Here is a 24,228-nt window from a genome sequence, read left to right as displayed (position 1 = left end):
TCAGCGCTTTGCGGCGGACGTTGGCAGGATGTCGTTGGCGACCATCTCACCGAACGGGCTTACGTAGCCGCCACTCTTGGGCAGCTCCGGACGTTCCACATCCAGGTGCGGGAACAGCAGTTCAGCGACCCGGTACGACTCTTCCAGGTGTGGGTAACCCGAGAAGATGAAGGTATCGATACCGAGTGCGGCGTACTCCTTGACCCGCGCTGCCACGGTCGGTCCATCGCCCACCAGCGCGGTACCGGCACCACCGCGCACCAGGCCGACACCGGCCCAGAGGTTGGGGCTGACTTCCAGGTTGTCACGGTTACCGCCGTGCAGCGCGGCCATGCGCTGCTGGCCCACCGAATCAAACCGCGCCAGCGAGGCCTGGGCGCGGGCAATGGTGTCGTCGTCCAGGTGTGAAATAAGACGTTCAGCCGCCTGCCAGGCTTCCGCGTTGGTTTCGCGCACAATCACATGCAGACGAATGCCGAAGCGTACCGTACGGCCTTGCTTGGCGGCCTTGGCGCGCACCTGCTCGATCTTCTCGGCTACCGCAGCCGGTGGCTCACCCCAGGTGAGGTACATCTCGACCTGCTCGGCAGCGAGGTCCTGCGCGGCGTCCGAGGAGCCGCCGAAGTACAGCGGCGGACGCGGCTGCTGGACGGGCGGGTAAAGCAACTTGGCGCCTTTGACCTGAATGTGCTGACCGTCGTAATCGACGGTTTCGCCTTCCAGCACGCGGCGCCAGATCCGGGTGAATTCGACAGACGCCTGGTAGCGCTCTTCGTGGCTGAGGAACAGGCCGTCACCCGAGAGCTCTTCCGGGTCGCCACCGGTGACCAGGTTGAACAACGCGCGGCCACCGGAGAGACGGTCCAGGGTCGCCGCCTGACGTGCAGCCACGGTCGGCGAGATGATGCCCGGGCGCAGTGCGACCAGGAACTTCAGGCGCTGGGTGACCGGAATCAGCGAGGCCGCCACCAGCCAGGAGTCTTCGCAGGAGCGACCGGTCGGAATCAGTACACCGCCAAACCCCAGGCGATCGGCAGCCTGGGCAATCTGCTGCAGGTAGCCGTGATCGACTGCGCGCGCACCGTCGGAGGTGCCCAGGTAGTGGCCATCGCCATGGGTGGGGAGAAACCAGAAAACATTGAGGCTCATCGGAGTTGTCTCCTAAAGGGAACGCACGCCGGGGCCAGGCCCCGGCACAGGCAAGTCGTCAAGGCGCAGTGGCGACCTTGGCCGGGGGAGTCCAGATCACATCCTTGATGCTCAGTGGCTTGGGAATCAGCTTGAGCGTGTGGAAGGTGTCGGCAATTTTCTGTTGCGCAGTGACCACTTCCGGGGTGAGGAAGTGGGCGCCATAACCCTGGCGTTTGACCGAGGTCAGGGTGATGTCGGCTGGCAGGCCCAGCAGCGGTGCAACCTGATCGGTAACCTCCTGTGGGTTGGCCTTGGACCACTCCCCCACTGCCCGCACTTCGTCCACCAGCGCGCTGATCACTTCAGGGTGTTTTTGCGCGTATGGCTTGGTGGCCAGGTAGAACTGATGGTTGTCGACGATACCGTTGCCGTCGCGCAGGGTGCGCGCCTGCAACTGCTGCTCGGCGGCGGCCTGGTACGGGTCCCAGATGACCCAGGCATCGACGCTGCCACGCTCGAACGCCGCGCGGGCGTCGGCCGGGGGCAGGAATACCGGCTGGATATCGGTGTACTTCAGGCCGGCATCTTCCAGCGCACGCACCAGCAGGTAGTGCACGTTGGAACCTTTGTTGAGCGCGACTTTCTTGCCCTTGAGGTCTTTCACCGACTGGATCGCCGAACCCTTGGGCACCAGGATCGCTTCACTGTGCGGTGCTGGCGGCTCATAGGCGACATACAGCAGGTCGGCGCCGGCCGCCTGGGCAAATACAGGCGGGGTCTCGCCGGTGACACCGAAGTCGATCGAGCCGACGTTCAGGCCTTCAAGCAGCTGCGGGCCGCCGGGGAACTCGGTCCATTGCACCTGGATGCCCTGGGCAGCCAGACGCTTTTCCAGCGAGCCCTTGGCCTTGAGCAGCACCAGGGTGCCGTATTTCTGATAACCGATTCGCAGGCTTTCAGCCTGAGCTTGAGTAATGGCGCCGAAGGACACAGCCGCAGCAAACAGAGCGACCAGACCACGACGCAAAATGACAGTGCGCATAGCGCTCTCCTTTTTTGCGGTTGAGGTTCAGGCTGCACCTGCTTGCCCGTTGGCGGGCGAGTAAGGTGGGAATTGCAGAAATCGGGTGGTACGCCTCAGATGCTCCAGCGAGCACTGAGCAGACGCTCGTTCAGTACACCGGGCGCGACCGGTTTCGGTCGGCGCGCCAGCGCGCTGTGAAACAGTTCCAGCGATTCGTTCAGGCGCTGCTCCAGCACCGGTGCCAGCTGGGCAGCGGCGCTGCCTTCGCCGTAAGTGATCTGGCTGTCGTCAGCAAAGATCCCTTGCAGGGTTTCCTGCGCCTTGAGCGCAGACAACACCGGCTTGAGCGCGTAATCCACGGCCAGCATGTGGGCGATACTGCCGCCGGTGGCGATGGGCAAAACAACCTTGTGGCTCAGGGCGCGCTCAGGCAGCAGGTCGAGCAGGGTTTTCAGCGCACCGGCAAACGATGCCTTGTACACCGGGGTCGCAACGATCAGGCCGTCGGCCTGCTCTACCAGTTGCAGAAAATGTTGCACCTTGGGGCTGTCGAAACGTGCATGCAGCAGGTCTTCGGCCGGAAAGTCGCGTACCTGGAAGGTCACCACTTCAACGCCCTGGCTCTGCAACCACTGGCGGCTGCGCTCAAGCAGTACGCCGGTACGCGAACGCAAACTGGGACTACCACCGAGAGAAACAACCAGCATTGGAGCACATCCTTGATCGTGTTCTAGAGGGCCGCGAGGTTGAGTGCTCGCCGGAATGAAGTGACCTTAACAGTTCACCGCATATATCAATAAATCATATTTTTTCATTTGGTTATAAATTTTAGAGCTATGTAGCGCCATTGTAGGAGCCAGGCTTGCCGGCGAATCAGACGCTGCGGTGTCACTGGCACAGCGCATTTCGTTCTTCGCCGGCAAGCCTGGCTCCTACGGTTATGCGTTGCACGCGCGCAAAAAAAAGGGCCGTCGAAACGGCCCCAAAACCCTGCTTTGCATGAAGATCAGCGGTTTGGCTGCGGGGTCAGGCGCAGGTACGGCTTGACCGCCCGGTAGCCCTTCGGAAAGCGTTGCTTGATTTCCTCTTCGTCCTTGAGCGACGGCACGATCACCACCTCGTCACCGTCCTGCCAGTTGGCCGGCGTGGCAACCTTGTGGTTGTCGGTCAGTTGCAGCGAATCGATCACCCGCAAGATCTCGTGGAAGTTGCGCCCGGTGCTGGCCGGATAGGTGATGGTCAGACGGATTTTCTTGTTCGGGTCGATCACGAACAGGGAGCGCACCGTCAGGGTGTCGTTGGCGTTGGGGTGGATCAGGTCATAGAGATCGGACACCTTGCGATCGGCATCGGCCAGAATCGGAAAGTTGACGATGGTGTTCTGGGTTTCGTTGATGTCTTCGATCCAGCGGTGGTGCGAATCCACCGGGTCTACCGACAGGGCAATGGCCTTGACCCCGCGCTCGGCGAACTGGTCCTTGAGCTTGGCGGTGAAACCCAGCTCGGTAGTGCACACCGGGGTGAAGTCGGCAGGGTGCGAGAACAACACGCCCCAGCTGCTGCCCAGCCATTCGTGGAAACGGATCTTGCCTTCGCTGGATTCTTGCTCGAAGTCGGGGGCGATGTCGCCGAGTCTGAGGCTCATGGTGCGGCTCCTTGGCTGGGTTCGTTATGGGTTCACTGTGCCTGCAGTGCATAGAAAACAAAAAGAATAAATATCGATTTATTTATAACCTTTGAATCTATAAACAGGCAGGCATAAAAAAGCCTCGCACCAGGCGAGGCTTCTTGTTTCAACCGGACTTACATGAAGTTGTAAGTGTAGTTGAAGATCAGGCGGGTCTGGTCCTGGTCACGAGCGGACTCGTTGCCTTCACCACGGTAGACACCGTGACGCAGGCTGGCGCCCAGGCCTTTGAGGGTGCCTTCCTGAATGACGTAGTCGACACGCGCGTCGCGTTCCCACTCGTCATAGGTACCGTTGCCGGACTTGTAGCGAACGTCATCACCACGCAGGTAGTTGACCGAAGCCTTCAGGCCCGGCACACCCAGGCGTGCGAAGTCGTACGAGTACTGACCGAAGGTGGTGTTTTCACCGGCACGGACAAACGAGTTGATCATGCTGTCGGTGAACAGGTAGAAGCTCGAGCCGCCGTTGCCTTCGTTGCGCGTGGTGCCATCTCTGAGGACGTCACCCTGACCCAGATAGACGAAACCGCCGTCATCACCGACCTGTTGATGACCGAGCAGGAACGCATGGCCACCCAGGGTGTAAGTGAAGATGGCAGACCAGGTCTTGTTGTCGACCTCGCCAGCGTTCTTGGCATAACCGCCGTTGTTGCTGAAGAAGTGCGTGGCGTCGCCGTTCGCACCGTCGCTGCGGCTGTCGAAATAGCGCAGGTCGGTTTTGAACGACTGGTCGTCAGCAATCGGGAACACGTGGGTCAGGCCCAGGAAGTGCTGCTTGTAGTAGTCTTCCAGGTTCGCGTAGTAGTACTGCAGGGTCAGGTCTTTGGTGACCTTCCAGTCGCCACCGGCAAACTGGAACTTGTTGCTGTCCTGGGTGCCACCGGCAACAGACAGACCGGTACGGTTGCTCGACGCACGGCCCATGGCGTGAGTCAGCTGACCGGCGTTCAGGGTCAGGTTGTCGATTTCTTTCGACTGGATCGTACCGCCTTCAAACGTTTGCGGCAGCAGACGACCATCGTTCGCGACGAGGATTGGCAGGTTAGGTGCCAGGGCGCTACCAAAGTGGGCTTCAGTCTTCGAGAAGCGCGCTTTGGCGTTACCGCCGATGCGTGCCCACTGATCAACAGCCGAGCCATCGGTATCGCTAGGGAAGAAAGTGCTGTTGTTCGGGTGATGACCTTTACCACCATCCAGGTGAATGCCCCACAGCGCCTGGACGTCAACGCCGAAACCTACGGTGCCTTGAGTAAAGCCCGACAGGTAATCCACCTTGAAACCCTGGCCGGATTCACGGCTGCTGGAGCCACCGGTCTCACGGTCGTCGTTGTCGAAATACATGGTCCGCGAACTGAGCGACAGCTTGCTGTCTTCAACGAAACCGGCGGCGCCCGCTTGCTGGGCAAGAACCCCTACGGCCACGGCAATAGCCAAGGTCGACTTGTACATGTTTTGCTCCTCTCATTTCTAATTTTTGTGTGTCGCTTACGGCAGGATCTTGTTGCCCTGCTCGACGTCGATTGGCGATTAGCACCAAAGGGTGACCGTCAAGTCAATCGTAACCATTCATTTCACTACTTTGGTCTAATGCGCCAACCCTTGGGCTCAAGGATAATGACAATCCTATAATTCCAAAAAGACTTATTTCGTAAATTTTCAGATTATTACGGAATATGAACTGCAAATTTCTCCGCTGCCGTTGTCGGCACCTTGGCTAATTCCTGAAGGGCATTAGCAAATTCCCTGCTAGATCAAAGCGTTTTCTCCCCTGCACCGTCGCATGATCGGCCTTACAGCGTTTGGCTCCTAAGCTAATGCTAAAAAGTTATTTATTTTTACTTTCTTAGATCAATTAGCCTTCTTCTCATCGTCTCTCACCGACCGCCTGAGAAGGAGTTCACCATGACCCTGCATACGCCGTTGCGCCTGTTCGCCGCCCTGACCCTGGCTGGCACCAGCTGGTTCGCTCAGGCGGCCGACCTGACCGTGGCCTACCAGACCACCGTCGACCCGGCGAAAGTCGCCCAGGTCAACGGCGACTATGAGAAAGCCAGCAAGGCCAGCATCGACTGGCGTAAATTCGACAGCGGTGCCGATGTGATCACTGCCGTTGCTTCCGGTGACGTGCAGATCGGCTACCTGGGTTCCAGCCCGCTGGCCGCGGCCGCCACTCGCAAACTGCCGGTGGAAACCTTCCTGATCGCCACCCAGATCGGCGCCGCCGAAGCGCTGGTGGCCCGCGAAGGTTCCGGGATCAACTCGCCTCAAGACCTGATCGGCAAGAAGATTGCCGTGCCGTTTGTGTCCACCGGCCACTACAGCCTGCTGGCCGCGCTTAAACAATGGAACATCGACCCGTCCAAGGTGCAGATCCTCAACCTCGCGCCGCCTGCAATCATTGCGGCATGGAAACGCGGCGACATCGATGCCACCTACGTTTGGGACCCGGCCCTGGGCGTAGCCAAGGAAAACGGCAAGGTGCTGATCACCTCCGGCGAGCTGGCGAAGAAAGGCGCACCGACCTTCGACGCCTGGATCGTGCGCAAGGACTTCGCCACCAAGCACCCTGAAATCGTCAAGGCCTTTGCCAAAGTGACCCTGGACGCCTACGCCGACTACCGCAAAGACCCACAAGCCTGGCTGGCCAACCCGAGCAACGTCGACAAGCTGGTCAAGCTGTCAGGCGCCAAGGCCTCCGATATTCCCGCCCTGCTGCAAGGCAACGTGTTCCCGCTGGCTGCCGACCAGGTGGCTGCACTCGGTGCGCCGACCACCAAGGCCATCACCGACACCGCCACCTTCCTTAAAGCGCAGGGCAAGGTTGACGCAGTACTGCCGGACTACGCGCCGTACGTCAGCGCCAAGTTCATCGCTAACTGAATGACTGGAGCCTGTCATGGCACTGCTTGAACTGGAGCGCATCAGCGCACAGTACCCCGGCGCAGCCGAACCGGTGCTGGCCGATATCACCCTGAGCCTGGGCCCGCAGCAATTGCTGGTGGCCCTCGGCCCTTCGGGCAGCGGCAAAACTTCGTTGCTCAACCTGATTGCCGGATTCGTAGCCCCCAGCGCCGGGCGTATCACCCTCGATGGTGAACCGGTGGATGGGCCAAGTGCCGAACGCGGCGTGGTGTTCCAGGACGACGCCCTGCTGCCCTGGCAGGATGTACTGGCCAACGTCGCCTTCGGCCTTGAACTGGCCGGTGTGCCGCGTGCCGCGCGTGAGCGCAAGGCTGCCGAAATGCTCGCCCTGGTCGACCTGGCCGACTTTGGCAAGCGGCGGATCTGGCAGCTGTCCGGTGGACAGAAACAACGTGTAGGCCTGGCCCGCGCACTGGCCGCCGACCCGCGGGTGCTGTTGATGGACGAGCCGTTCGGCGCCCTCGATGCCTTTACCCGTGAACAGATGCAGGAGCTGCTGCTGCAGGTATGGCAACGCACCACCAAGCCGGTGTTCCTGATTACCCACGACATTGAAGAAGCGGTGTTCCTTGCCACCGACCTGATTCTTCTCGCACCGAACCCCGGCCAGATCGTCGAACGCCTGCAACTGGACTTCGGCCAGCGCTACGCCGCCGGCGAATCCGCCCGGGCGATCAAGTCCGATCCGCGCTTTATCGAGACCCGCGAGCACGTGCTCAGCCGGGTGTTTTCCCAACGCAGCGCCGCTGTGCGCCAGGAGTCCGCATGAGCAGCCTGCACGTACCGGTCGCGGCCAAACGCGCCACCCCGCTAGCCACGGCGAAGGTCAATAAACCTCGTCGCAGCCTGAGCACCCGCTGGATCAGCGGCCTGACCCTGGCCACCTTGCTGGTGGTGTGGTGGGCGGTAACGGCAGCCGAATGGATCGAGCCGCTGTTCCTGCCATCGCCTGAAGCGGTGCTGTCCAAGGCCTGGTTGCTGCTGACCCAAGGCTACATGGAGTCGACGCTGTGGCAGCATTTGGGCGCCAGCCTTGGACGCATCGGCCTGGCCCTGGGCGCGGCGATTGTCACCGCCATCCCGATTGGTATCGCCATCGGCCACAACCGCATTGCCCGCGGCATCCTCGACCCGTTGATCGAGTTCTATCGCCCGATTCCACCCTTGGCCTACCTGCCGTTGATCGTGATCTGGTGCGGTATCGGCGAGCTGTCGAAAGTGCTGCTGATCTACCTGGCCATCTTCGCTCCCATCGCCATCGCCACCGCCACCGGCGTGCGCACCGTCGACCCGACCAAGCTGCGCGCCGCGCAGTCGCTGGGTGCCACACGGGCCCAGCTGATTCGCCATGTGATTCTGCCCAGCGCCTTGCCGGACATCCTCACCGGTGTACGCATCGGCCTTGGCGTCGGCTGGTCGACACTGGTCGCAGCCGAACTGATCGCGGCCACCAGTGGCCTGGGCTTCATGGTGCAGTCGGCGGCACAGTTTCTGGTGACGGACGTGGTGGTGCTGGGGATTCTGGTGATCGCCCTGATTGCCTTCGCCCTGGAGATGGGCCTGCGTGCCCTGCAGCGCAAACTGGTGCCCTGGCATGGCCAGAGCCATTGAACACAGATCGAGAACAACCATGAGCCTGACCATTACCCCGCTGAGCACTGCCCTCGGCGCACAGATCAGCGGTGTCGACCTCAGCCGCACGATCAGCCACGAACACCGTGATGCCATTGAGCAGGCGTTGCTCACCCATCAGGTGCTGTTCTTCCGTGACCAGCCGATCGAGCCGCAACAGCAGGCTGATTTCGCCGCGCGTTTTGGCGACCTGCACATCCACCCGATCTACCCGAACGTGCCACAAACCCCGCAGGTGCTGGTGCTCGACACGGCAGTTACCGATGTGCGCGACAACGCCGTGTGGCACACCGACGTGACCTTTCTGCCAACGCCTGCACTCGGCGCGGTGCTCAGTGCCAAGCAACTGCCGACTTACGGTGGCGATACCTTGTGGGCCAGTGGCATTGCGGCGTTCGAGGCGCTGTCGGCCCCCTTGCAGCAGTTGCTCGACGGTTTGACCGCAACCCACGACTTCACCAAGTCTTTTCCGTTGGAGCGGTTCGGCACTACGCCCGAAGACCTGGCGCGCTGGGAGGCGACCCGTCGCAGCAACCCGCCGCTGTCGCACCCGGTGATTCGCACGCACCCGGTCAGCGGGCGCAAGTCGCTGTTCGTCAATGAAGGGTTCACCACCCGCATCAACGAGCTGAGCGAAGCGGAAAGCGAGGCCATTCTCAAGCTGCTGTTCGCCCACGCCACCCGCCCGGAATTCACCATCCGCTGGCGCTGGCAAGAGAACGATGTGGCCTTCTGGGACAACCGCGTCACCCAGCATTACGCGGTGGATGACTACCGCCCGCAGCGCCGCGTGATGCACCGCGCGACGATTTTGGGTGATGCACCGTTCTGAATGATCGCCGTGGGAGCCAGGCTTGCCGGCGAAGCAGACGCTGCGGTTTGTCAGAGACTCCGCATCAACGCTCTTCGCGGGCAAGCGCCGCGCCTACAGGACAGCGGTGTGATCCATTGATCAACGCACCAGATGCAGGTACTGCATGTGCCGTTCGTACTGGTCGAGGATGTCGTTGATGATCTGCTCCTTGCTGTAGCCCACCAGGTCATAGTCCTGGCTGCCTTCGCTCAGGTGCACCTCGGCGCGGTAGTAGCGGCGGTTCTTCAGCTCCTGGGTACCCAGCCCGCCCAGGGCGAATGACGGCGTGAAGTAGCCACGCATCTGCACCTGGTAAATGAACGGCTGCTCCTCACCATGACCGATCTTCAAGCTGACGTTGTCGTGACTCGGGTCTTCCTGGGTAATGACGTTCAGGCCCTTCTCGACGAACACCTCGGTCACCTCGGCAATCGCCGGGCGCACGACGTCGTCCATGAACCGGTACACCTCATCGCGTGAGGGAAAATGCACCGCCTGGCTCAAGCGCTGGCGCCAGCCGCCACGACCACGGCGCGACTGGGCGAACGGCGCCAGCGAATGCATCTGCGCGATCTGGCGTTGCGACTCCAGGTAGAACGCCTTGTGCAGGCCCCACATCATCGCCAGGAGGATCACCGAGAACGGCAGGGACGTCAGCACCACCGCCGACTTCAGCGAGTCGATACTGCCGGCGAACAACAGGCCGATAGTCACCAGCGCGGTCATGGCCCCCCAGAACACCCGCAGCCAGTTCGGGCCGTCTTCATCGGGGTTGCCGTCACGGGCGGACAGGGTCGACAGCACCACAGTGCCGGAGTCTGCCGAAGTAACGAAGAACACAAAGCTGATGAACACCGTGACGGCGATGACCGCCTTGCTCCAGGGGTAGGTTTCCAGCAGCAGGTAGAGGGTCATCGACGGGTTGTCGATGGCCGACTGGCCCAGTGCAGTCATGCCGTGGTCGAGCACCTGGCTGATGGCACTGTTGCCGAAGATTGACATCCACGCCAGGGTAAAGCCCAGCGGAATCAGCAGCACCCCGAAGACAAACTCACGGATGGTGCGGCCACGGGAAATGCGCGCAATGAACAGGCCAACAAACGGCGCCCAGGCGATCCACCAGGCCCAGTAGAACACGGTCCAGCCGCCCAGCCAGTCTCGCTCTTCGTTGTAGGCATAAACGTCGAAGCTTTTGGTTGGCAGCGCGCCCAGGTAGTCACCCAGGTTCTGGATCAGGGTATTGAACAGGTGCTGGGTAGGGCCTGCGAACAGCACGAACAGCAACAGCGCACAGGCCAGGAACATGTTGATGTCTGACATCACCCGCACGCCCTTCTCGACCCCGGCGACGGCAACGGCCACCGCCGCCCCCATCATCAGGGTGATCAGCGCCACCTGCACCCATTGGGTATGCGGAACGCCGAACAGGTAGTCCAGACCCGAGTTCAGGTGCAGCACGCCAAAGCCCATGTCCGCGCCCAGGCCGAACACCGTGGCAATGATGCCGAAGCCGTCCACCGCATAGCCGATCGGCCCGTTGATGCGCTTGCCGATCAGCGGATACAGCGCCGAGCGCAGGGCCAGCGGCAGGTTGTGGCGATAGGCGAAATAAGCCAGCGCCATACCGACAAAGGCGAACACCCCCCAACCGTGCAGGCCCCAGTGCAGGAACAGCAACTGCATGGCCTGGCGCCCGGCCTCGACGGTACCGGCTTCGCCTTGAGGCGGCTGAAGCATGTGGGTCAGGGGTTCGGAGACGCAGAAGAAGAACAGGGTGATGCTGATACCGGCGGCAAACAGCATGCCGGCCCAGGACAGGTAACTGAACTCGGGCTCGTCGTGGTCGGCACCGAGCTTGATCTTGCCGTAGCCGGACAAGGCGGTGACCACCACGAAGACCAGGTACAGCGTCATCGCCAGCATGTAGTACCAGCCGACCGTGTTGGCCGCCCAGTTCTGCGCGGCCAGCAACCATTCGCCCGCCGCTTGCGGGTTACTGATGACCACCAGTCCGAAAATGAGGATAAAGCTCGCCGCGAAATAGAAAACCGGCGGATTCATGCGGATCTTGCCGCTGGTTGAAGAACTCGGGGCACCCATTAAACGTGCACCCCGAGTTGAGGGAAAAGGCTTGGATTGAACGGGTTCAGCAAAGGGTTTCCTCCTGTTGAACACCGGCAGCGGACCACCGTTTTAACTTGAATGAACGTTCAAGTTAAACATGGATGGGGGTCGCGATGCGACCCGATGCCACATTCCAAGCCTGATTCTGACTACTTCTGCGTGCCGTCGTCGTGCTGCAGATTGGCCTGGGTCAGGTTGCTGCCCGGGGCCACGCTGCGGGTCAGCCAGACGTTGCCGCCGATGGTCGACCCCTTGCCGATGGTGATGCGCCCGAGAATGGTCGCGCCGGCATAAATCACCACGTCGTCCTCGACGATCGGATGGCGTGGCTGGCCTTTGAGCAGTTGCCCGTCCTCGTCCGCCGGGAAGCGTTTGGCGCCCAGGGTCACCGCCTGGTAAATACGCACCCGCTCACCGATGATCGCGGTTTCGCCGATCACCACACCGGTGCCATGGTCGATGAAGAAACTCTGGCCGATCTGTGCGCCCGGGTGAATGTCGATGCCGGTGGCCGAGTGCGCCAGTTCCGAACTGATCCGCGCCAGCAACGGCAGGCCGGCCCGATACAAGTGGTGGGCAAGACGGTGATGGATCACCGCGAGAATGCCCGGGTAGCACAACAACACTTCATCGACACTGCGCGCCGCCGGGTCGCCGTGAAAAGCGGCCAGTACGTCGGTATCGAGCAGGCTGCGCAGGCCCGGCAATGCCGCGGCGAAATCCTGGATCAGGCGCAGCGCCGTGGCGTCGACATCTGCGGCATTGCACGGGCCCTTGCGCGCCACATAACGCAGCTCCAGCCGGGCCTGGGCGAGCAAGGCGGTCAGTGCCGAATCGAGGGTATGGCCGACATAGAAGTCTTCGCTTTCCTCGCGCAGGTCCACAGGCCCCAGGCGCATGGGGAACAGTGCACCGCACAGTTGCTCAAGAATATGGCGCATGGCTTCACGCGAAGGCAGTTCGCGCCCGCCCTGTTCGCCACTGCTACGTCCATTGCTGGTGCGCCACTTTTCTCGGGCGCTACGCAAGCCGGCAACAATGCCCTGCAGCTGCCAATGCCCTGTTTGCGCGTTCTCGCTCACGGTTACGTCTCCTGCCACGGCGGCATTACTGGAATGATCTGGCCACCTGATAAGTATTTACTCTACGGCAAATGGCCGAAAGGGAAAAAATAACCCTTTATTCCAGAACGCAATAACGCTGGCATAAGGCCGGAATTTGCCCAGGGGCCAGTGCCTGCCTATAGTCGAATTTTCCCTTGCAGATGCATTGCCATGATCGACCGACAGCTCGCCCGCTTCAATCGTCTGGACCTGCTTGGCGCGCCCACCGCGCTTGAAAAGTTGAACCGCCTCTCGGCCTGGGCCGGCCGCGACATCTACGTCAAACGTGATGACTGCACGCCGCTGGCCCTGGGTGGCAACAAGCTGCGCAAGCTCGAATACCTGGCCGCTGATGCCTTGAGCAAGGACGCCGATACCCTGGTCACTGCCGGTGCGATCCAGTCCAACCACGTCCGCCAGACTGCCGCGCTCGCCGCTCGCCTGGGCCTGGGTTGCGTGGCTCTGCTGGAAAACCCCATCGGCACCGACTCGGTGAACTACCTGAGCAACGGCAACCGCCTGCTGCTGGAGCTGTTCGACGCCAAGGTCGAGCTTGTGGATAACCTCGACAACGCCGATGAGCAACTGCAGGCCCTGGCCGTGCGATTGCACGCCAGCGGTCGCAAACCGTACATCGTGCCCATCGGCGGCTCCAACGCGCTCGGCGCCCTGGGCTATGTACGGGCCGGACTTGAGCTGGCCGAGCAGATCACGCAAAGCGGCCAGACCTTCGCCGGCGTGGTCCTCGCCTCCGGCAGCGCCGGTACCCACAGCGGCCTGGCCGTGGCGCTGGCCGAAGCCTTGCCGGCACTGCCAGTGATCGGCGTCACCGTCTCACGCACTGACGAAGCCCAGCGCCCGAAAGTGCAAGGGCTGGCCGAACGCACCGCCGAGTTGCTGGGAGTGCGCCTACCCGAGCACTTCAATGTGCAACTCTGGGACGAGTACTTCGCGCCACGGTATGGCGAGCCGAATGCCGGCACGCTGGCGGCCATTCGTTTGCTGGCCGCGCAGGAAGGGCTGCTGCTGGACCCGGTGTACACCGGCAAGGCCATGGCCGGGCTCCTCGACGGTATTGCCCGCCAGCGCTTTGACGACGGCCCGCTGATTTTCCTGCACACCGGTGGGGCCCCGGCATTATTCGCCTACCCTGAGGTGTGGAGTGACTGAACATCTTATGCAAACAGAGCATAAGAAAATGAATTTATATTATTTTTAAGCCTATAAAGCATCACCCTATAGTTAGTCGCCAACCACTACACAACAACATTGGGGCTTCGACATGACTGTAATCGCTAAACGGATTGTCACTGCAGGCGTTGCCCTGCTGCTCGGCGCCAGCCTGCTTGGCCAGGCCATTGCCGGTGAGCAACTGAAAACGATCAAGGACAAAGGCGTTATCACCATTGGCCTGGAGGGTACCTACCCACCCTTCAGCTTCGTCGACGAAAGCGGCAAGCTGACCGGTTTCGAGGTTGAGCTGTCGGAAGCGCTGGCCAAGGAACTGGGGGTCAAGGCCAAGCTCCAGACCACCAAGTGGGATGGCATTCTTGCGGCGCTGGAGTCCAAGCGCCTGGACGCTGTGGTCAACCAGGTGACCATCTCCGAAGAGCGCAAAAAGAAATACGACTTTTCCGAGCCTTACACCGTGTCGGGCATCCAGGCCCTGGTGCTGACGAAAAAGGCTGATGCGCTGAACATCAAGTCTGCTGCCGACCTTGGCGGTAAGAAGGTTGGGGTAGGTCTGGGCACTAACTACGAGCAGTGGGTCAAATCCAATGTGCCGACCGCTGACGTGCGCACATACGAAGATGATCCGACCAAGTTTCAGGAACTACGTGTCGGCCGTATCGACGTCATTCTGATCGACCGTCTAGCCGCTCTGGAATACGCAAAGAAAGCCAAAGACACCACAGCCGCCGGCGAGGCATTCTCCCGCCAGGAAGCCGGGGTTACCGTACGCAAGGGCGAGCCGGAACTGCTCGATGCCATCAACCAGGCGCTGGATAAACTGCGTGCTGACGGCACCCTGACCAAGCTCTCCGAAAAGTACTTCAACGCTGACGTCACAAAATGATCGAAGAGAGCCTGCAACTTGCTCTCGATTCCGCGCCCTTTTTGCTCAAGGGCGCGTATTACACGGTCGTCCTCAGCCTCGGCGGGATGTTTTTCGGCCTGTTGCTGGGCTTTGCCCTGGCCTTGATGCGTCTGTCGCGGTTCAAGCTGGCGAGCTGGATCGCGCGGACCTATGTGTCGTTCTTCCGCGGCACACCACTGCTGGTGCAGCTGTTCGTGATCTATTACGGCCTGCCGCAGATCGGCCTGGAACTGGACCCGCTGCCGGCGGCGCTGATCGGCTTTTCGTTGAACATGGCGGCCTACGCCTGTGAAATCCTCCGTGCGGCCATCGGTTCAATCGATCGTGGCCAATGGGAAGCGGCCGCCAGCATCGGCATGACCCGCGGCCAGGCCATGCGCCGGGCAATCCTGCCACAAGCCGCGCGCACCGCCTTGCCACCCTTGGGCAACAGCTTCATCTCACTGGTCAAGGACACCGCCCTGGCGGCCACCATCCAGGTGCCGGAGCTGTTCCGCCAGGCCCAGCTGATTACCGCTCGCACCTTCGAAGTCTTCACCATGTACCTTGCCGCCGCACTGATCTACTGGGTGCTGGCCAGCGTTCTTGCGCACCTGCAGAACCGCCTGGAAGCGCGGGTCAACCGTCACGACCAGGAGTCCTGAGGCATGATTGCAGTAGAGCGACTGAGCAAGCAGTTCAACGGTCAGACGGTACTCAACGACATCAGCCTGACGGTCGAGGCCGGCGAAGTGATCGCCATCATCGGCCCCAGCGGTTCCGGTAAAACCACCTTTCTGCGCTGCCTGAACCTGCTGGAAACGCCCACCAGCGGCCGTATTCAGGTCGGCGACGTGACCATCGACGCCAACCTGCCGCTGACCAAGCAGCAAGGGCTGATCCGCAAACTGCGCCAGCAGGTCGGTTTCGTGTTCCAGAACTTCAACCTGTTTCCGCATCGCACCGCCCTGGAAAACGTTATCGAAGGCCCGCTGGTGGTCAAGAAGACGCCCCACGACACCGCCGTCGCCCTGGGCCAGAAGCTGCTGGCCAAAGTCGGCCTGGCCGGCAAGGAAGGCAGTTATCCGCGCAAACTCTCGGGCGGCCAGCAACAGCGGGTCGCCATTGCCCGCGCACTGGCCATGGAGCCGGAAGTAATCCTCTTCGACGAACCCACCTCGGCCCTGGACCCTGAACTGGTCGGTGAAGTGCTCGCCACCATCCGTGGCCTGGCCGAAGAAAACCGCACCATGATCATCGTCACCCACGAAATGAGCTTTGCCCGCGATGTGGCCAACCGGGTGATCTTTTTCGACAAAGGCGTGATCGTCGAGCAAGGCGAAGCCAAGGCCTTGTTCGCCCACCCCAAAGAAGAACGCACACGCCAATTCCTCGGCAAATTCCTCGGCACACAGAACACCGGCTACTGAGCTCCCCAGGGATGCCTGAGGTGAAACGTCGAGTGTTCACCCAGAGGCAGCTGCACTTCTATCCATATTCCTAAAAGTTAGTTCATTTAATTTTAATCAACCATTAGGGTATATGAACCGGACCACCGGACCAGCGCATTCAGTCGGCGCAATGTGCGCCGACCTTTCCAATACGTGAGGTAGGTATGGTCAGGAACACAATCACCCCAGTGCGAAACGCCAGGGCATTGAGCGCAGCCAAGGAGCGGCACTGATGTCCAGTCTGGCAGATACCAACGTCCACAGTGATCTGGACAGCGCCCCGCTGTTGTTGCCGGCCAAGGTGCTGCGCAATGATGCAGAAGCTTTGCAAGCGGCCCACGAACTGGCCGAAACGGCCCGCACCCAGGCCGCACGCCGCGATCAGCAACGCAAGCTGCCCTGGGCAGAAATTGAACAGTTCACCCGCAGCGGCCTGGGCAGCATTGCCATTCCCCGCGCATTCGGCGGACCTGAGGTTTCGTTTGTCACCATTGCCGAGGTGTTTCGCCTCATCAGCGCCGCCGATCCGGCGCTGGGGCAGATCCCGCAAAACCAGTTCGGCATGCTGCAAATGCTCAAGACCACGGCCAACGAGCGCCAGCAGGCGCTGTTGTTCAAGTCGGTGCTCGACGGTTGGCGCATTGGCAATGCCGGCCCGGAACGCGGCAGCAAACACACCCTGGACCTCAAGGCACGCATCACCCGCGAGGGCGATCACTACGTGCTCAGCGGGCAGAAGTTCTACTCCACCGGCGCCCTGTTCGCCCACTGGGTTGCGGTCAAGGCGCTGAACGATGAGGGCCGTCAGGTGCTGGCCTTCGTTCGTCGCGGCACGCCCGGGCTGCGCATTGTCGATGACTGGTCCGGTTTCGGTCAGCGCACCACGGCCAGCGGCACTGTTTTGCTCGATCGCGTGCAGGTTGATGCCGAACTGGTGATCGACAGCTGGCGTCAGGGCGAAGTGCCCAACATTCAGGGGGCTGCCTCGCAGCTGATCCAGGCCGCCATTGATGCCGGTATTGCCGAGGCCGCCGTTGCCGACGCCATCAGCTTTGTGCGCGAACGCGCCCGGCCGTGGGTCGATGCCAAGGTCGAGCGCGCCAGCGATGACCCTTACGTGATTGCCGACATCGGCCGCCTGCAACTGGAGTTGCACGCTGCCCAGGCGCTGCTGAGCAAAGCGGCGCGCACGCTTGATGAGATCAACGTCGGGCCGGTCGATGCCGCCTCTGCCGCCCGCGCCTCGATTGCCGTGGCCGAAGCCAAGGTGCTGACCACCGAAATCTCCCTGCAGGCCAGCGAGAAGCTGTTCGAGCTTGCCGGCAGCCGCGCCACCCTCGCCGAGTTCAACCTCGACCGGCACTGGCGCAACGCCCGCGTGCACACCCTCCATGACCCGGTGCGCTGGAAATACCACGCTGTCGGCACCTATCACCTCAACGGTACCTTGCCTGCCCGGCATTCCTGGATCTGACCAGACCACTGGAGCCCTTTTATGAGCCTATTGCAACAACCGCACGAAAACGTGACGGTGATCCACACTGACGCCCAGGCCCTGCAGGTTGCCGAAGCACTGGCCGTTGAACTGCGCCGCGACAGCATCGAACGCGACCGTGAGCGACGTTTGCCGCACCCGGAACTGGCGCTGTTCTCGCACTCCGGTCTGTGGGCGATCAGCGTACCCAAAGCCTTTGGCGGCGCGGGTGTATCCTCGGTCACCCTGGCCAGGGTCATTGCCCGTATCGCCCAGGCCGACGCATCCCTGGGGCAGATTCCGCAAAACCATTTCTATGCCCTGGAAGTGCTGCGGGTCAACGGCAGCGCCGCGCAGCAACAGCGCCTGTACGCCGAGGTGCTGGCGGGCAAACGCTTTGGTAACGCGCTAGCCGAACTGGGCACCAAAACCGCCCACGACCGCACCACGACACTCAGCCGCGAGGGCGACGCCTACCGCATCAACGGGCGCAAGTTCTACGCCACCGGCGCCCTGTACGCCCAACGCATCCCGACCTCTGTCATTGATGAACAAGGCGTGCAGCAACTCGCGTTCGTACCGGCCGACAGTGCCGGGCTCAGCGTGATCGACGACTGGAGCGGCTTCGGCCAGCGCACCACCGGCAGCGGCTCGGTGGTGTTCGACAACGTGCGGGTGGCCGCCGAAGATGTGATCCCTTTCCAGAGTGCATTCGAGCGCCCCACCACGGTCGGCCCGCTGGCACAGATTCTTCATGCCGCCATCGACACCGGCATCGCCCGCGCCGCCTACGAAGACGCCCTGCACTTTGTGCGTACGCGCACCCGGCCATGGATCGACTCCGGCATCGACAAGGCCAGTGACGACCCGCTGACCCTGAAATCCTTCGGCCACCTGGCCATCCGTCTGCATGCCGCCGAAGCCCTGCTGGAGCGGGCTGGCGAGTTCCTCGACCGGGCCCAGGCCGAACCCAACGCCACCACGGTGGCCGCAGCTTCCATTGCCGTGGCCGAAGCCCGGGCAATCAGCACCGAGATCTCGCTGGCCGCCGGCACCACCTTGTTCGAACTCGCCGGCAGCCAGGCCACCCTCGCCGAACATGGCCTGGATCGTCACTGGCGCAACGCCCGCGTGCACACCCTGCATGACCCGGTGCGCTGGAAGTACCACGCCATCGGCAACTACTACCTCAACGATGAAAACCCACCACTGCGGGGGACCATCTGATGGCCAAGAAAAAGATCCTGCTCAATGCCTTCAACATGAACTGCATCGGGCACATCAACCACGGGCTGTGGACCCACCCACGGGACACCTCGACCCAGTACAAGACCCTGGAGTACTGGACCGAACTGGCTCAGCTACTGGAACGCGGGTTGTTCGACGGGCTGTTCATCGCCGATATCGTCGGGGTCTACGACGTCTACCAGAACTCGGTCGACGTGCCGCTCAAGGAGTCGATCCAGCTGCCGGTCAACGACCCGCTGCTGCTGGTTTCGGCCATGGCGGCGGTAACGCGCCACCTGGGTTTTGGCCTCACCGCCAACCTGACCTACGAGCCGCCGTACCTGTTCGCCCGCAAGCTTTCCACCCTCGACCACCTGAGCCGCGGCCGGGTTGGCTGGAACATTGTCACCGGCTACCTGGACAGTGCCGCCCGGGCCATGGGCCTGGATGCGCAACCCGAGCACGACCGCCGCTACGACCAGGCCGACGAGTACATGCAGGTGCTGTACAAACTGCTCGAAGGCAGCTGGGAAGACGGGGCGGTGATCAACGACCGCCAGCAGCGGGTGTATGCCCAGCCGGACAAAGTGCACAAGGTGCAGCACCAGGGCGAATTCTACCGGGTCGAGGGCTATCACCTCTGCGAACCCTCGCCGCAGCGCACCCCGGTGCTGTTTCAGGCGGGCACTTCGGAGCGCGGCCTGGCCTTTGCCGGCAACCATGCCGAGTGCGTATTCATCGGCGGCCAGACCAAAGCCAGTACCCGTGCCCAGGTCGACAAAGTCCGTGAAGCGGCCGTGGCGGCGGGGCGCGATGCCGAGTCGGTCAAGGTGTTCATGGGCCTGACCGTGATCGTCGCGCGCACCGAAGCGCAAGCCAGGGCCAAGCACGCCGAGTACCTGCGCCATGCCAGCGCCGAAGCCGGCGTGGCCCATTTCTCCAGCTCCACCGGTATCGACTTCTCCACCTACGCGCTGGACGAGCCCATCCAGTACGTGAAAAGCAATGCCATCCAGTCGGCGACCAAAAGCCTGCAGAACAACGACTGGACCCGCCGCAAGCTGCTCGACCAGCACGCCCTGGGCGGACGCTACGTAACCCTGGTCGGCTCACCGACCCAGGTCGCCGACGAGCTGGAAAGCTGGATCGCCGAAACCGGCCTGGACGGTTTCAACCTGACCCGCACCGTCACCCCGGAAAGCTATGTCGATTTTATTGAACTGGTGATCCCCGAGTTGCAACGCCGTGGTTCTTACAAGACCGCCTACGAATCCGGAAGCCTTCGCGAGAAGCTTTTCGCCACCGCACAACCGCACCTGCCCGCCGGCCACCCCGGCGCCAGCTACCGCCACACCACCGAGACCGGAGCGCCACAGCATGCTTAAGACCTTCCTTGCCCGCCCTGTCGCGGCACTGGCCCTGACCCTGGGGCTGTTCAGCACCGCGCATGCCGCCGACGCGCCGTTGAAAGTCGGTACCACCGCCGCCTTCGCCATCCCCCTGGAGGCCGCTGTCAGCGAAGCCAAAAAGCAGGGCCTGACGGTTGAACTGATCGAGTTCAGTGACTGGATCGCGCCGAATGTCAGCCTGGCCAGCGGCGACATCGACGTGAACTACTTCCAGCACATCCCGTTCCTGGAAAACGCCAAGGCAGCCGCCGGTTTTGATCTGGTGCCCTATGCCTCGGGCATCATCAACAACGTCGGCCTGTATTCGAAGAAATACAAAAGCTTCGACGAGCTGCCAGAAGGCGCCACGGTTGCCATCGCCAACGACCCGATCAACAGCGGCCGCGGCCTGCAACTGCTGGCCAAGTCCGGCCTGATCACCCTCAAGGACGGCGTTGGCTACAAGGCCACCGAAGAAGACATCGTCGCCAACCCCAAGCAGTTGAAGATCCTCCAGGTCGAGGCGGTGCAACTGGTGCGGGCCTACGATGATGCCGACCTGGTGCAGGGTTATCCGGCCTACATTCGCCTGGCCAACACCTTCGATGCCACCTCGGCGCTGCTGTTCGACGGCCTCGATCACAAGGAATACGTGATCCAGTTCGTCATCCGCCCGCAAACCAAGGACGATCCGCGCCTGGCGAAATTCATCGACATCTACCAGCACTCACCTGCTGTACGTGCCGCCCTGGACAAAGCCCACGGCAAACTCTACCAGCCAGGCTGGGAGAGCTGACATGAGCGCTGCCACCGCCCTCCTGAAGTTCGGGAAGCCCCCTGAAACGGCGTCGAAAGACGCAGAGCAGCACGCCTTGCACCCAGAGCTGAGCAGCGCCCATGTGCGCTTCATCGGCCTGGGCAAGACCTACGCCGGGCAGAGCGCGCCGGCGCTGGAGGGTATTGACCTGAACATCCAGCGTGGCGAGATCTTCGGCATCATCGGGCGCAGCGGTGCCGGCAAGTCGTCGCTGATCCGCACCATCAATCGCCTGGAGCAACCGACCACCGGCCGCGTGCTGATCGACCAGGTCGACATCGGCGCGTTCGATGAGGACCGCCTGGTACGGCTGCGTCGACGCATCGGCATGATCTTTCAGCACTTCAACCTGATGTCGGCGAAAACCGTGTGGCAGAACGTCGAGCTGCCGTTGAAGGTCGCCGGTGTGGCCAAGGCCGAGCGACAGCGCAAGGTCGCCGAACTGCTGGCGCTGGTCGGCCTGGAGCACAAGCACCACGCCTATCCCGCGCAGCTGTCCGGTGGGCAGAAGCAGCGCGTGGGTATTGCCCGGGCGCTGGTGCACGACCCGGACATTCTGCTGTGCGACGAAGCCACCTCGGCCCTTGATCCGGAAACCACCGCGTCGATTCTCGACCTGCTGCGCGACATCAACCAGCGCTTGGGCCTGACCATTGTGCTGATCACCCACGAGATGGCGGTAATCCGTGATATCTGCCAGCGGGTGGTGGTGCTCGAGCACGGGCGCATCGTCGAGCAGGGCGCGGTGTGGCAGGTGTTCGGCAACCCTCGGCACGAGGTCAGCAAAACCTTGCTCGCACCGTTGCAAGCGGCCTTGCCGGCAGAGCTGCAGGCGCGTCTGCAGCCGCAACCGGGCAGCGTCGATGCGGCGCTGGTGCTGAACCTCAGGGTCAGCGGCAGTGAACGCCAGGCACCGGAGTTATCCACACTGTTCGCCCGTCTCGGCGGCCGGATCAGCCTGCTCCAGGGGAGTATCGAGCCCATCCAGGGCCGGCCGCTCGGGCAACTGCTGGTGTCGGTGGCGAACTCGCCCCACCCGGCTGAACAGATCATTGAACGCGCCCGGCAGTGGGCCACGCAGGTAGAGGTACTGGGTTATGTGGACTGATCGTTTGCTCCAGGGTGTGCTCGATACCCTGCTGATGGTCGGCGTGTCGTCGCTGATCGCCTTGCTCGCCGGTATTCCCCTGGCGGTCATTCTGGTCACCAGCGGTAAAGGCGGAATCTTCGAAGCACCGGCGCTGAACCGGGTGCTGGGGGCCTTCGTCAACCTGTTCCGCTCGATCCCGTTCCTGATCCTGATGGTCGCGCTGATCCCCTTCACCCGCCTGATTGTCGGCACCACCTATGGGGTCTGGGCCGCCGTGGTGCCACTGACCATCGCCGCCACACCGTTCTTCGCGCGCATTGCCGAAGTCAGCCTGCGCGAGGTCGACCACGGTTTGATCGAAGCGGCCCAGGCCATGGGCTGCCGACGCTGGCACATCGTCTGGCATGTGTTGCTGCCCGAAGCCCTGCCGGGCATCGTCGGCGGCTTCACCATCACCCTGGTGACCATGATCAACTCCTCGGCCATGGCCGGTGCCATCGGTGCTGGCGGCCTGGGTGACATTGCCTACCGCTATGGCTACCAGCGATTCGACAGCCAGATCATGCTCACCGTGATCGTCATGCTGGTGGTGCTGGTGGCCTTGATTCAACTGGGTGGCGACCGTCTGGCCAAAGGTTTGAACAAGCGCTGAAGTGCGGGGGGCACGCGACATATTCCGAAAACAACTAAGCAAATTACTTTTTGATATAAATTCGCTCGTTTTCATGCTGTTAGCATTTCTGTTCGCAATCGCACATAGAGGCGATGCCCCCGCGTTTTTTCTGGAGCTTCAATGAATCTGCCGCTGTCACTCAATCTGCTGGCGTTCCTGGCATTGCTGCTAGGCCTGGCTCAAACCCGTCATGGCAACTGGAGCCTGGCCAAGAAGGTGCTGGTCGGCCTGGTGCTGGGCGTGCTGTTTGGCGCCGCCCTGCATGCCATTTATGGCGCGGGCAACCCGGTGCTCAAGGCCACCATCAGCTGGCTCGACCTGGTCGGCAACGGTTATGTGCAGTTGCTGCAGATGATCGTCATGCCGCTGATCTTCGCTTCGATCCTCAGCGCCGTGGCCCGCCTGCACAATGCCTCGTCGCTGGGCAAGATCAGCTTCCTGACCATCGGCACCCTGCTGTTCACCACGGCCATTGCCGCGCTGATCGGTATCGTCCTGACCAACCTGTTCGGCCTGACCGCCGAAGGCCTGGTGGCCGGCACGGCCGAAACCGCGCGAATGCAGGCCATTCAGAGCGACTACGTGGGCAAGGTCGCCGACCTCAACATCCCGCAGTTGCTGCTGTCCTTCATCCCCAGCAACCCGGTGGGCGACCTTGCCCGGGCCAAGCCGACCTCGATCATCAGCGTGGTGATCTTTGCCGTGTTCCTCGGCATGGCCGCCCTGCAACTGCTCAAGGACGATGCGCAAAAGGGCGACCGCGTACTGACCGCCATCGATACCCTGCAAGCCTGGGTAATGCGCCTGGTACGCCTGGTGATGACGCTCACGCCGTATGGCGTACTGGCACTGATGACCAAGGTGGTGGCCAGCTCGAACCTGGACGACATCCTCAAGCTCGGCAGTTTTGTGGTGGTGTCCTACATCGGCCTGAGCCTGATGTTCGTGGTGCACGGCGTGCTGCTGGCGATCAGCGGCGTCAACCCGCTGCGCTACTTCCGCAAGGTCTGGCCGGTGCTGACCTTCGCCTTCACCAGCCGCTCCAGCGCGGCCAGCATTCCGCTGAGCATCGAGGCGCAAACCCGTCGCCTGGGTATCCCGCAGTCGATCGCCAGCTTTGCCGCGTCGTTTGGCGCAACCATCGGCCAGAACGGCTGTGCCGGCCTGTACCCGGCCATGCTCGCGGTCATGGTGGCTCCCGCCGTGGGCATCAACCCGCTGGACCCGCTGTGGATCGCCACGCTGGTGGCCATCGTGACCCTGAGTTCGGTGGGTGTGGCTGGTGTGGGTGGCGGCGCCACCTTTGCCGCGCTGATCGTGCTGCCCGCGATGGGTTTGCCGGTCGAGCTGGTGGCGCTGCTGATCTCGGTGGAACCACTGATCGACATGGGCCGCACGGCGTTGAACGTGAACGGTTCGATGACTGCCGGGGCAATTACCAGCCAGATGCTCAAGCAGACCGACAAGTCGCTGCTTGAGGCTCAGGAACACGCGAAGCTGTCGCATTCCTGAGTGCCATCGCCAGCAAGCCGGCTCCTACAGGTGTAGGAGCC

At 62.1% G+C, this 24,228-nt stretch carries 22 protein-coding genes; 15 read left to right on the top strand and 7 right to left on the bottom strand.

Features of this window, described 5'->3' with window-relative positions; translation table 11 throughout:
• The 5 genes from ssuD to I5S59_RS15635 all read right to left on the bottom strand — a co-directional run bounded on the left by ssuD (nt 1) and on the right by I5S59_RS15635 (nt 5,293).
• Entirely contained in the window at nt 1–1,149 is a 1,149-nt protein-coding gene (ssuD, locus tag I5S59_RS15655) for an FMNH2-dependent alkanesulfonate monooxygenase (protein WP_197877443.1), read from the bottom strand.
• A gap of 58 nt (nt 1,150–1,207) precedes the next feature.
• A complete protein-coding gene (locus I5S59_RS15650) occupies nt 1,208–2,173 on the bottom strand; it encodes a sulfonate ABC transporter substrate-binding protein (RefSeq protein ID WP_197877442.1) in 966 nt (321 codons plus the stop codon).
• A 95-nt stretch (nt 2,174–2,268) separates the two neighbouring features.
• Nucleotides 2,269–2,862 carry an NADPH-dependent FMN reductase gene (ssuE, locus tag I5S59_RS15645; RefSeq protein ID WP_197877441.1) on the bottom strand — a complete coding sequence of 198 codons (594 nt, stop codon included), beginning with the start codon at nt 2,860–2,862 and terminating at the stop codon, nt 2,269–2,271.
• Between the two features lie 299 nt (nt 2,863–3,161).
• Nucleotides 3,162–3,800: a peroxiredoxin gene (locus I5S59_RS15640; RefSeq protein WP_197877440.1), complete on the bottom strand. Its 639-nt coding sequence runs from the start codon at nt 3,798–3,800 to the stop codon at nt 3,162–3,164.
• Between the two features lie 158 nt (nt 3,801–3,958).
• Nucleotides 3,959–5,293: an OprD family porin gene (locus I5S59_RS15635; protein WP_128323253.1), complete on the bottom strand. Its 1,335-nt coding sequence runs from the start codon at nt 5,291–5,293 to the stop codon at nt 3,959–3,961.
• Between the two features lie 453 nt (nt 5,294–5,746).
• Here I5S59_RS15635 and tauA point away from each other — a divergent pair, with 453 nt between their 5' ends.
• From tauA to tauD, 4 genes are read left to right on the top strand one after another with little or no spacing between them, the layout of a single operon-like run.
• On the top strand, nt 5,747–6,724 hold the full coding sequence (tauA, locus tag I5S59_RS15630; protein ID WP_197877439.1) for a taurine ABC transporter substrate-binding protein: 978 nt from the start codon (nt 5,747–5,749) through the stop codon (nt 6,722–6,724).
• 16 nt (nt 6,725–6,740) lie between these two features.
• The gene (gene tauB / locus I5S59_RS15625) at nt 6,741–7,535 is read left to right on the top strand and encodes a taurine ABC transporter ATP-binding subunit (protein ID WP_197877438.1); all 795 of its coding nucleotides are present in this window, start codon (nt 6,741–6,743) and stop codon (nt 7,533–7,535) included.
• Nucleotides 7,532–8,377, top strand: coding sequence for a taurine ABC transporter permease TauC (gene tauC / locus I5S59_RS15620; protein WP_197877437.1), 846 nt, complete (start codon nt 7,532–7,534; stop codon nt 8,375–8,377). Before tauB ends, tauC begins: the two co-directional genes overlap by 4 nt.
• Nucleotides 8,378–8,396: 19 nt before the next feature.
• The gene (tauD, locus tag I5S59_RS15615) at nt 8,397–9,230 is read left to right on the top strand and encodes a taurine dioxygenase (protein ID WP_197877436.1); all 834 of its coding nucleotides are present in this window, start codon (nt 8,397–8,399) and stop codon (nt 9,228–9,230) included.
• Nucleotides 9,231–9,350: 120 nt separating this feature from the next.
• On the opposite strand, the gene betT is transcribed toward tauD, so the two are convergent.
• Together betT and epsC are read right to left on the bottom strand one after the other, a co-directional pair.
• On the bottom strand, nt 9,351–11,351 hold the full coding sequence (betT, locus tag I5S59_RS15610) for a choline BCCT transporter BetT (protein WP_197877435.1): 2,001 nt from the start codon (nt 11,349–11,351) through the stop codon (nt 9,351–9,353).
• A 173-nt stretch (nt 11,352–11,524) separates the two neighbouring features.
• Nucleotides 11,525–12,457 carry a serine O-acetyltransferase EpsC gene (gene epsC, locus I5S59_RS15605; RefSeq protein ID WP_197877434.1) on the bottom strand — a complete coding sequence of 311 codons (933 nt, stop codon included), beginning with the start codon at nt 12,455–12,457 and terminating at the stop codon, nt 11,525–11,527.
• Between the two features lie 192 nt (nt 12,458–12,649).
• On the opposite strand from epsC, the gene I5S59_RS15600 reads away from it, so the two are divergent.
• The 11 genes from I5S59_RS15600 to I5S59_RS15550 all read left to right on the top strand — a co-directional run bounded on the left by I5S59_RS15600 (nt 12,650) and on the right by I5S59_RS15550 (nt 24,187).
• The gene (locus I5S59_RS15600) at nt 12,650–13,648 is read left to right on the top strand and encodes a D-cysteine desulfhydrase (RefSeq protein ID WP_197877433.1); all 999 of its coding nucleotides are present in this window, start codon (nt 12,650–12,652) and stop codon (nt 13,646–13,648) included.
• A 112-nt stretch (nt 13,649–13,760) separates the two neighbouring features.
• On the top strand, nt 13,761–14,555 hold the full coding sequence (tcyJ, locus tag I5S59_RS15595; protein ID WP_197877432.1) for a cystine ABC transporter substrate-binding protein: 795 nt from the start codon (nt 13,761–13,763) through the stop codon (nt 14,553–14,555).
• Complete coding sequence (gene tcyL, locus I5S59_RS15590) at nt 14,555–15,220, top strand: cystine ABC transporter permease (protein ID WP_197877511.1); 666 nt, start codon at nt 14,555–14,557, stop codon at nt 15,218–15,220. The genes tcyJ and tcyL overlap by 1 nt, the downstream gene beginning before the upstream one ends.
• A gap of 3 nt (nt 15,221–15,223) precedes the next feature.
• Complete coding sequence (gene tcyN, locus I5S59_RS15585) at nt 15,224–15,985, top strand: L-cystine ABC transporter ATP-binding protein TcyN (protein WP_128323243.1); 762 nt, start codon at nt 15,224–15,226, stop codon at nt 15,983–15,985.
• Nucleotides 15,986–16,238: 253 nt separating this feature from the next.
• Nucleotides 16,239–17,480 carry an SfnB family sulfur acquisition oxidoreductase gene (locus I5S59_RS15580; protein ID WP_197877431.1) on the top strand — a complete coding sequence of 414 codons (1,242 nt, stop codon included), beginning with the start codon at nt 16,239–16,241 and terminating at the stop codon, nt 17,478–17,480.
• Between the two features lie 21 nt (nt 17,481–17,501).
• Nucleotides 17,502–18,707 carry an SfnB family sulfur acquisition oxidoreductase gene (locus I5S59_RS15575; RefSeq protein WP_197877430.1) on the top strand — a complete coding sequence of 402 codons (1,206 nt, stop codon included), beginning with the start codon at nt 17,502–17,504 and terminating at the stop codon, nt 18,705–18,707.
• Complete coding sequence (locus tag I5S59_RS15570) at nt 18,707–20,092, top strand: LLM class flavin-dependent oxidoreductase (protein WP_197877429.1); 1,386 nt, start codon at nt 18,707–18,709, stop codon at nt 20,090–20,092. Before I5S59_RS15575 ends, I5S59_RS15570 begins: the two co-directional genes overlap by 1 nt.
• Nucleotides 20,085–20,891, top strand: a complete 807-nt coding sequence (locus I5S59_RS15565) for a MetQ/NlpA family ABC transporter substrate-binding protein (RefSeq protein WP_197877428.1) — start codon at nt 20,085–20,087, stop codon at nt 20,889–20,891. The genes I5S59_RS15570 and I5S59_RS15565 overlap by 8 nt, the downstream gene beginning before the upstream one ends.
• 1 nt (nt 20,892) lies before the next feature.
• Complete coding sequence (locus tag I5S59_RS15560) at nt 20,893–22,020, top strand: methionine ABC transporter ATP-binding protein (protein ID WP_197877427.1); 1,128 nt, start codon at nt 20,893–20,895, stop codon at nt 22,018–22,020.
• Nucleotides 22,010–22,654 (top strand): methionine ABC transporter permease, encoded by a 645-nt coding sequence (locus I5S59_RS15555; RefSeq protein ID WP_128323237.1) that lies wholly within the window; start codon nt 22,010–22,012, stop codon nt 22,652–22,654. Before I5S59_RS15560 ends, I5S59_RS15555 begins: the two co-directional genes overlap by 11 nt.
• A gap of 141 nt (nt 22,655–22,795) precedes the next feature.
• Nucleotides 22,796–24,187 (top strand): L-cystine transporter, encoded by a 1,392-nt coding sequence (locus I5S59_RS15550; protein ID WP_197877426.1) that lies wholly within the window; start codon nt 22,796–22,798, stop codon nt 24,185–24,187.
• Nucleotides 24,188–24,228: the final 41 nt, after the last annotated feature.

This window comes from Pseudomonas alkylphenolica (assembly GCF_016009175.1).
GTDB classification, from domain to species: Bacteria; Pseudomonadota; Gammaproteobacteria; order Pseudomonadales; family Pseudomonadaceae; genus Aquipseudomonas; species Aquipseudomonas alkylphenolica_B.
The sequence above is the reverse complement of the archived record's forward strand: the minus strand, read 5'-3'. Positions and strand labels throughout refer to the sequence as shown.

What these genes read in the sequence shown, in the direction of transcription:
- ssuD (WP_197877443.1), bottom strand. Translation starts at nt 1,149, where the DNA reads ATGAGCCTCAATGTTTTCTGGTTTCTCCCCACCCATGGCGATGGCCAC.
- I5S59_RS15650 (WP_197877442.1), bottom strand. Translation starts at nt 2,173, where the DNA reads ATGCGCACTGTCATTTTGCGTCGTGGTCTGGTCGCTCTGTTTGCTGCG.
- ssuE (WP_197877441.1), bottom strand. Translation starts at nt 2,862, where the DNA reads ATGCTGGTTGTTTCTCTCGGTGGTAGTCCCAGTTTGCGTTCGCGTACC.
- I5S59_RS15640 (WP_197877440.1), bottom strand. Translation starts at nt 3,800, where the DNA reads ATGAGCCTCAGACTCGGCGACATCGCCCCCGACTTCGAGCAAGAATCC.
- I5S59_RS15635 (WP_128323253.1), bottom strand. Translation starts at nt 5,293, where the DNA reads ATGTACAAGTCGACCTTGGCTATTGCCGTGGCCGTAGGGGTTCTTGCC.
- tauA (WP_197877439.1), top strand. Translation starts at nt 5,747, where the DNA reads ATGACCCTGCATACGCCGTTGCGCCTGTTCGCCGCCCTGACCCTGGCT.
- tauB (WP_197877438.1), top strand. Translation starts at nt 6,741, where the DNA reads ATGGCACTGCTTGAACTGGAGCGCATCAGCGCACAGTACCCCGGCGCA.
- tauC (WP_197877437.1), top strand. Translation starts at nt 7,532, where the DNA reads ATGAGCAGCCTGCACGTACCGGTCGCGGCCAAACGCGCCACCCCGCTA.
- tauD (WP_197877436.1), top strand. Translation starts at nt 8,397, where the DNA reads ATGAGCCTGACCATTACCCCGCTGAGCACTGCCCTCGGCGCACAGATC.
- betT (WP_197877435.1), bottom strand. Translation starts at nt 11,351, where the DNA reads ATGGGTGCCCCGAGTTCTTCAACCAGCGGCAAGATCCGCATGAATCCG.
- I5S59_RS15600 (WP_197877433.1), top strand. Translation starts at nt 12,650, where the DNA reads ATGATCGACCGACAGCTCGCCCGCTTCAATCGTCTGGACCTGCTTGGC.
- tcyJ (WP_197877432.1), top strand. Translation starts at nt 13,761, where the DNA reads ATGACTGTAATCGCTAAACGGATTGTCACTGCAGGCGTTGCCCTGCTG.
- tcyN (WP_128323243.1), top strand. Translation starts at nt 15,224, where the DNA reads ATGATTGCAGTAGAGCGACTGAGCAAGCAGTTCAACGGTCAGACGGTA.
- I5S59_RS15580 (WP_197877431.1), top strand. Translation starts at nt 16,239, where the DNA reads ATGTCCAGTCTGGCAGATACCAACGTCCACAGTGATCTGGACAGCGCC.
- I5S59_RS15575 (WP_197877430.1), top strand. Translation starts at nt 17,502, where the DNA reads ATGAGCCTATTGCAACAACCGCACGAAAACGTGACGGTGATCCACACT.
- I5S59_RS15570 (WP_197877429.1), top strand. Translation starts at nt 18,707, where the DNA reads ATGGCCAAGAAAAAGATCCTGCTCAATGCCTTCAACATGAACTGCATC.
- I5S59_RS15565 (WP_197877428.1), top strand. Translation starts at nt 20,085, where the DNA reads ATGCTTAAGACCTTCCTTGCCCGCCCTGTCGCGGCACTGGCCCTGACC.
- I5S59_RS15560 (WP_197877427.1), top strand. Translation starts at nt 20,893, where the DNA reads ATGAGCGCTGCCACCGCCCTCCTGAAGTTCGGGAAGCCCCCTGAAACG.
- I5S59_RS15555 (WP_128323237.1), top strand. Translation starts at nt 22,010, where the DNA reads ATGTGGACTGATCGTTTGCTCCAGGGTGTGCTCGATACCCTGCTGATG.
- I5S59_RS15550 (WP_197877426.1), top strand. Translation starts at nt 22,796, where the DNA reads ATGAATCTGCCGCTGTCACTCAATCTGCTGGCGTTCCTGGCATTGCTG.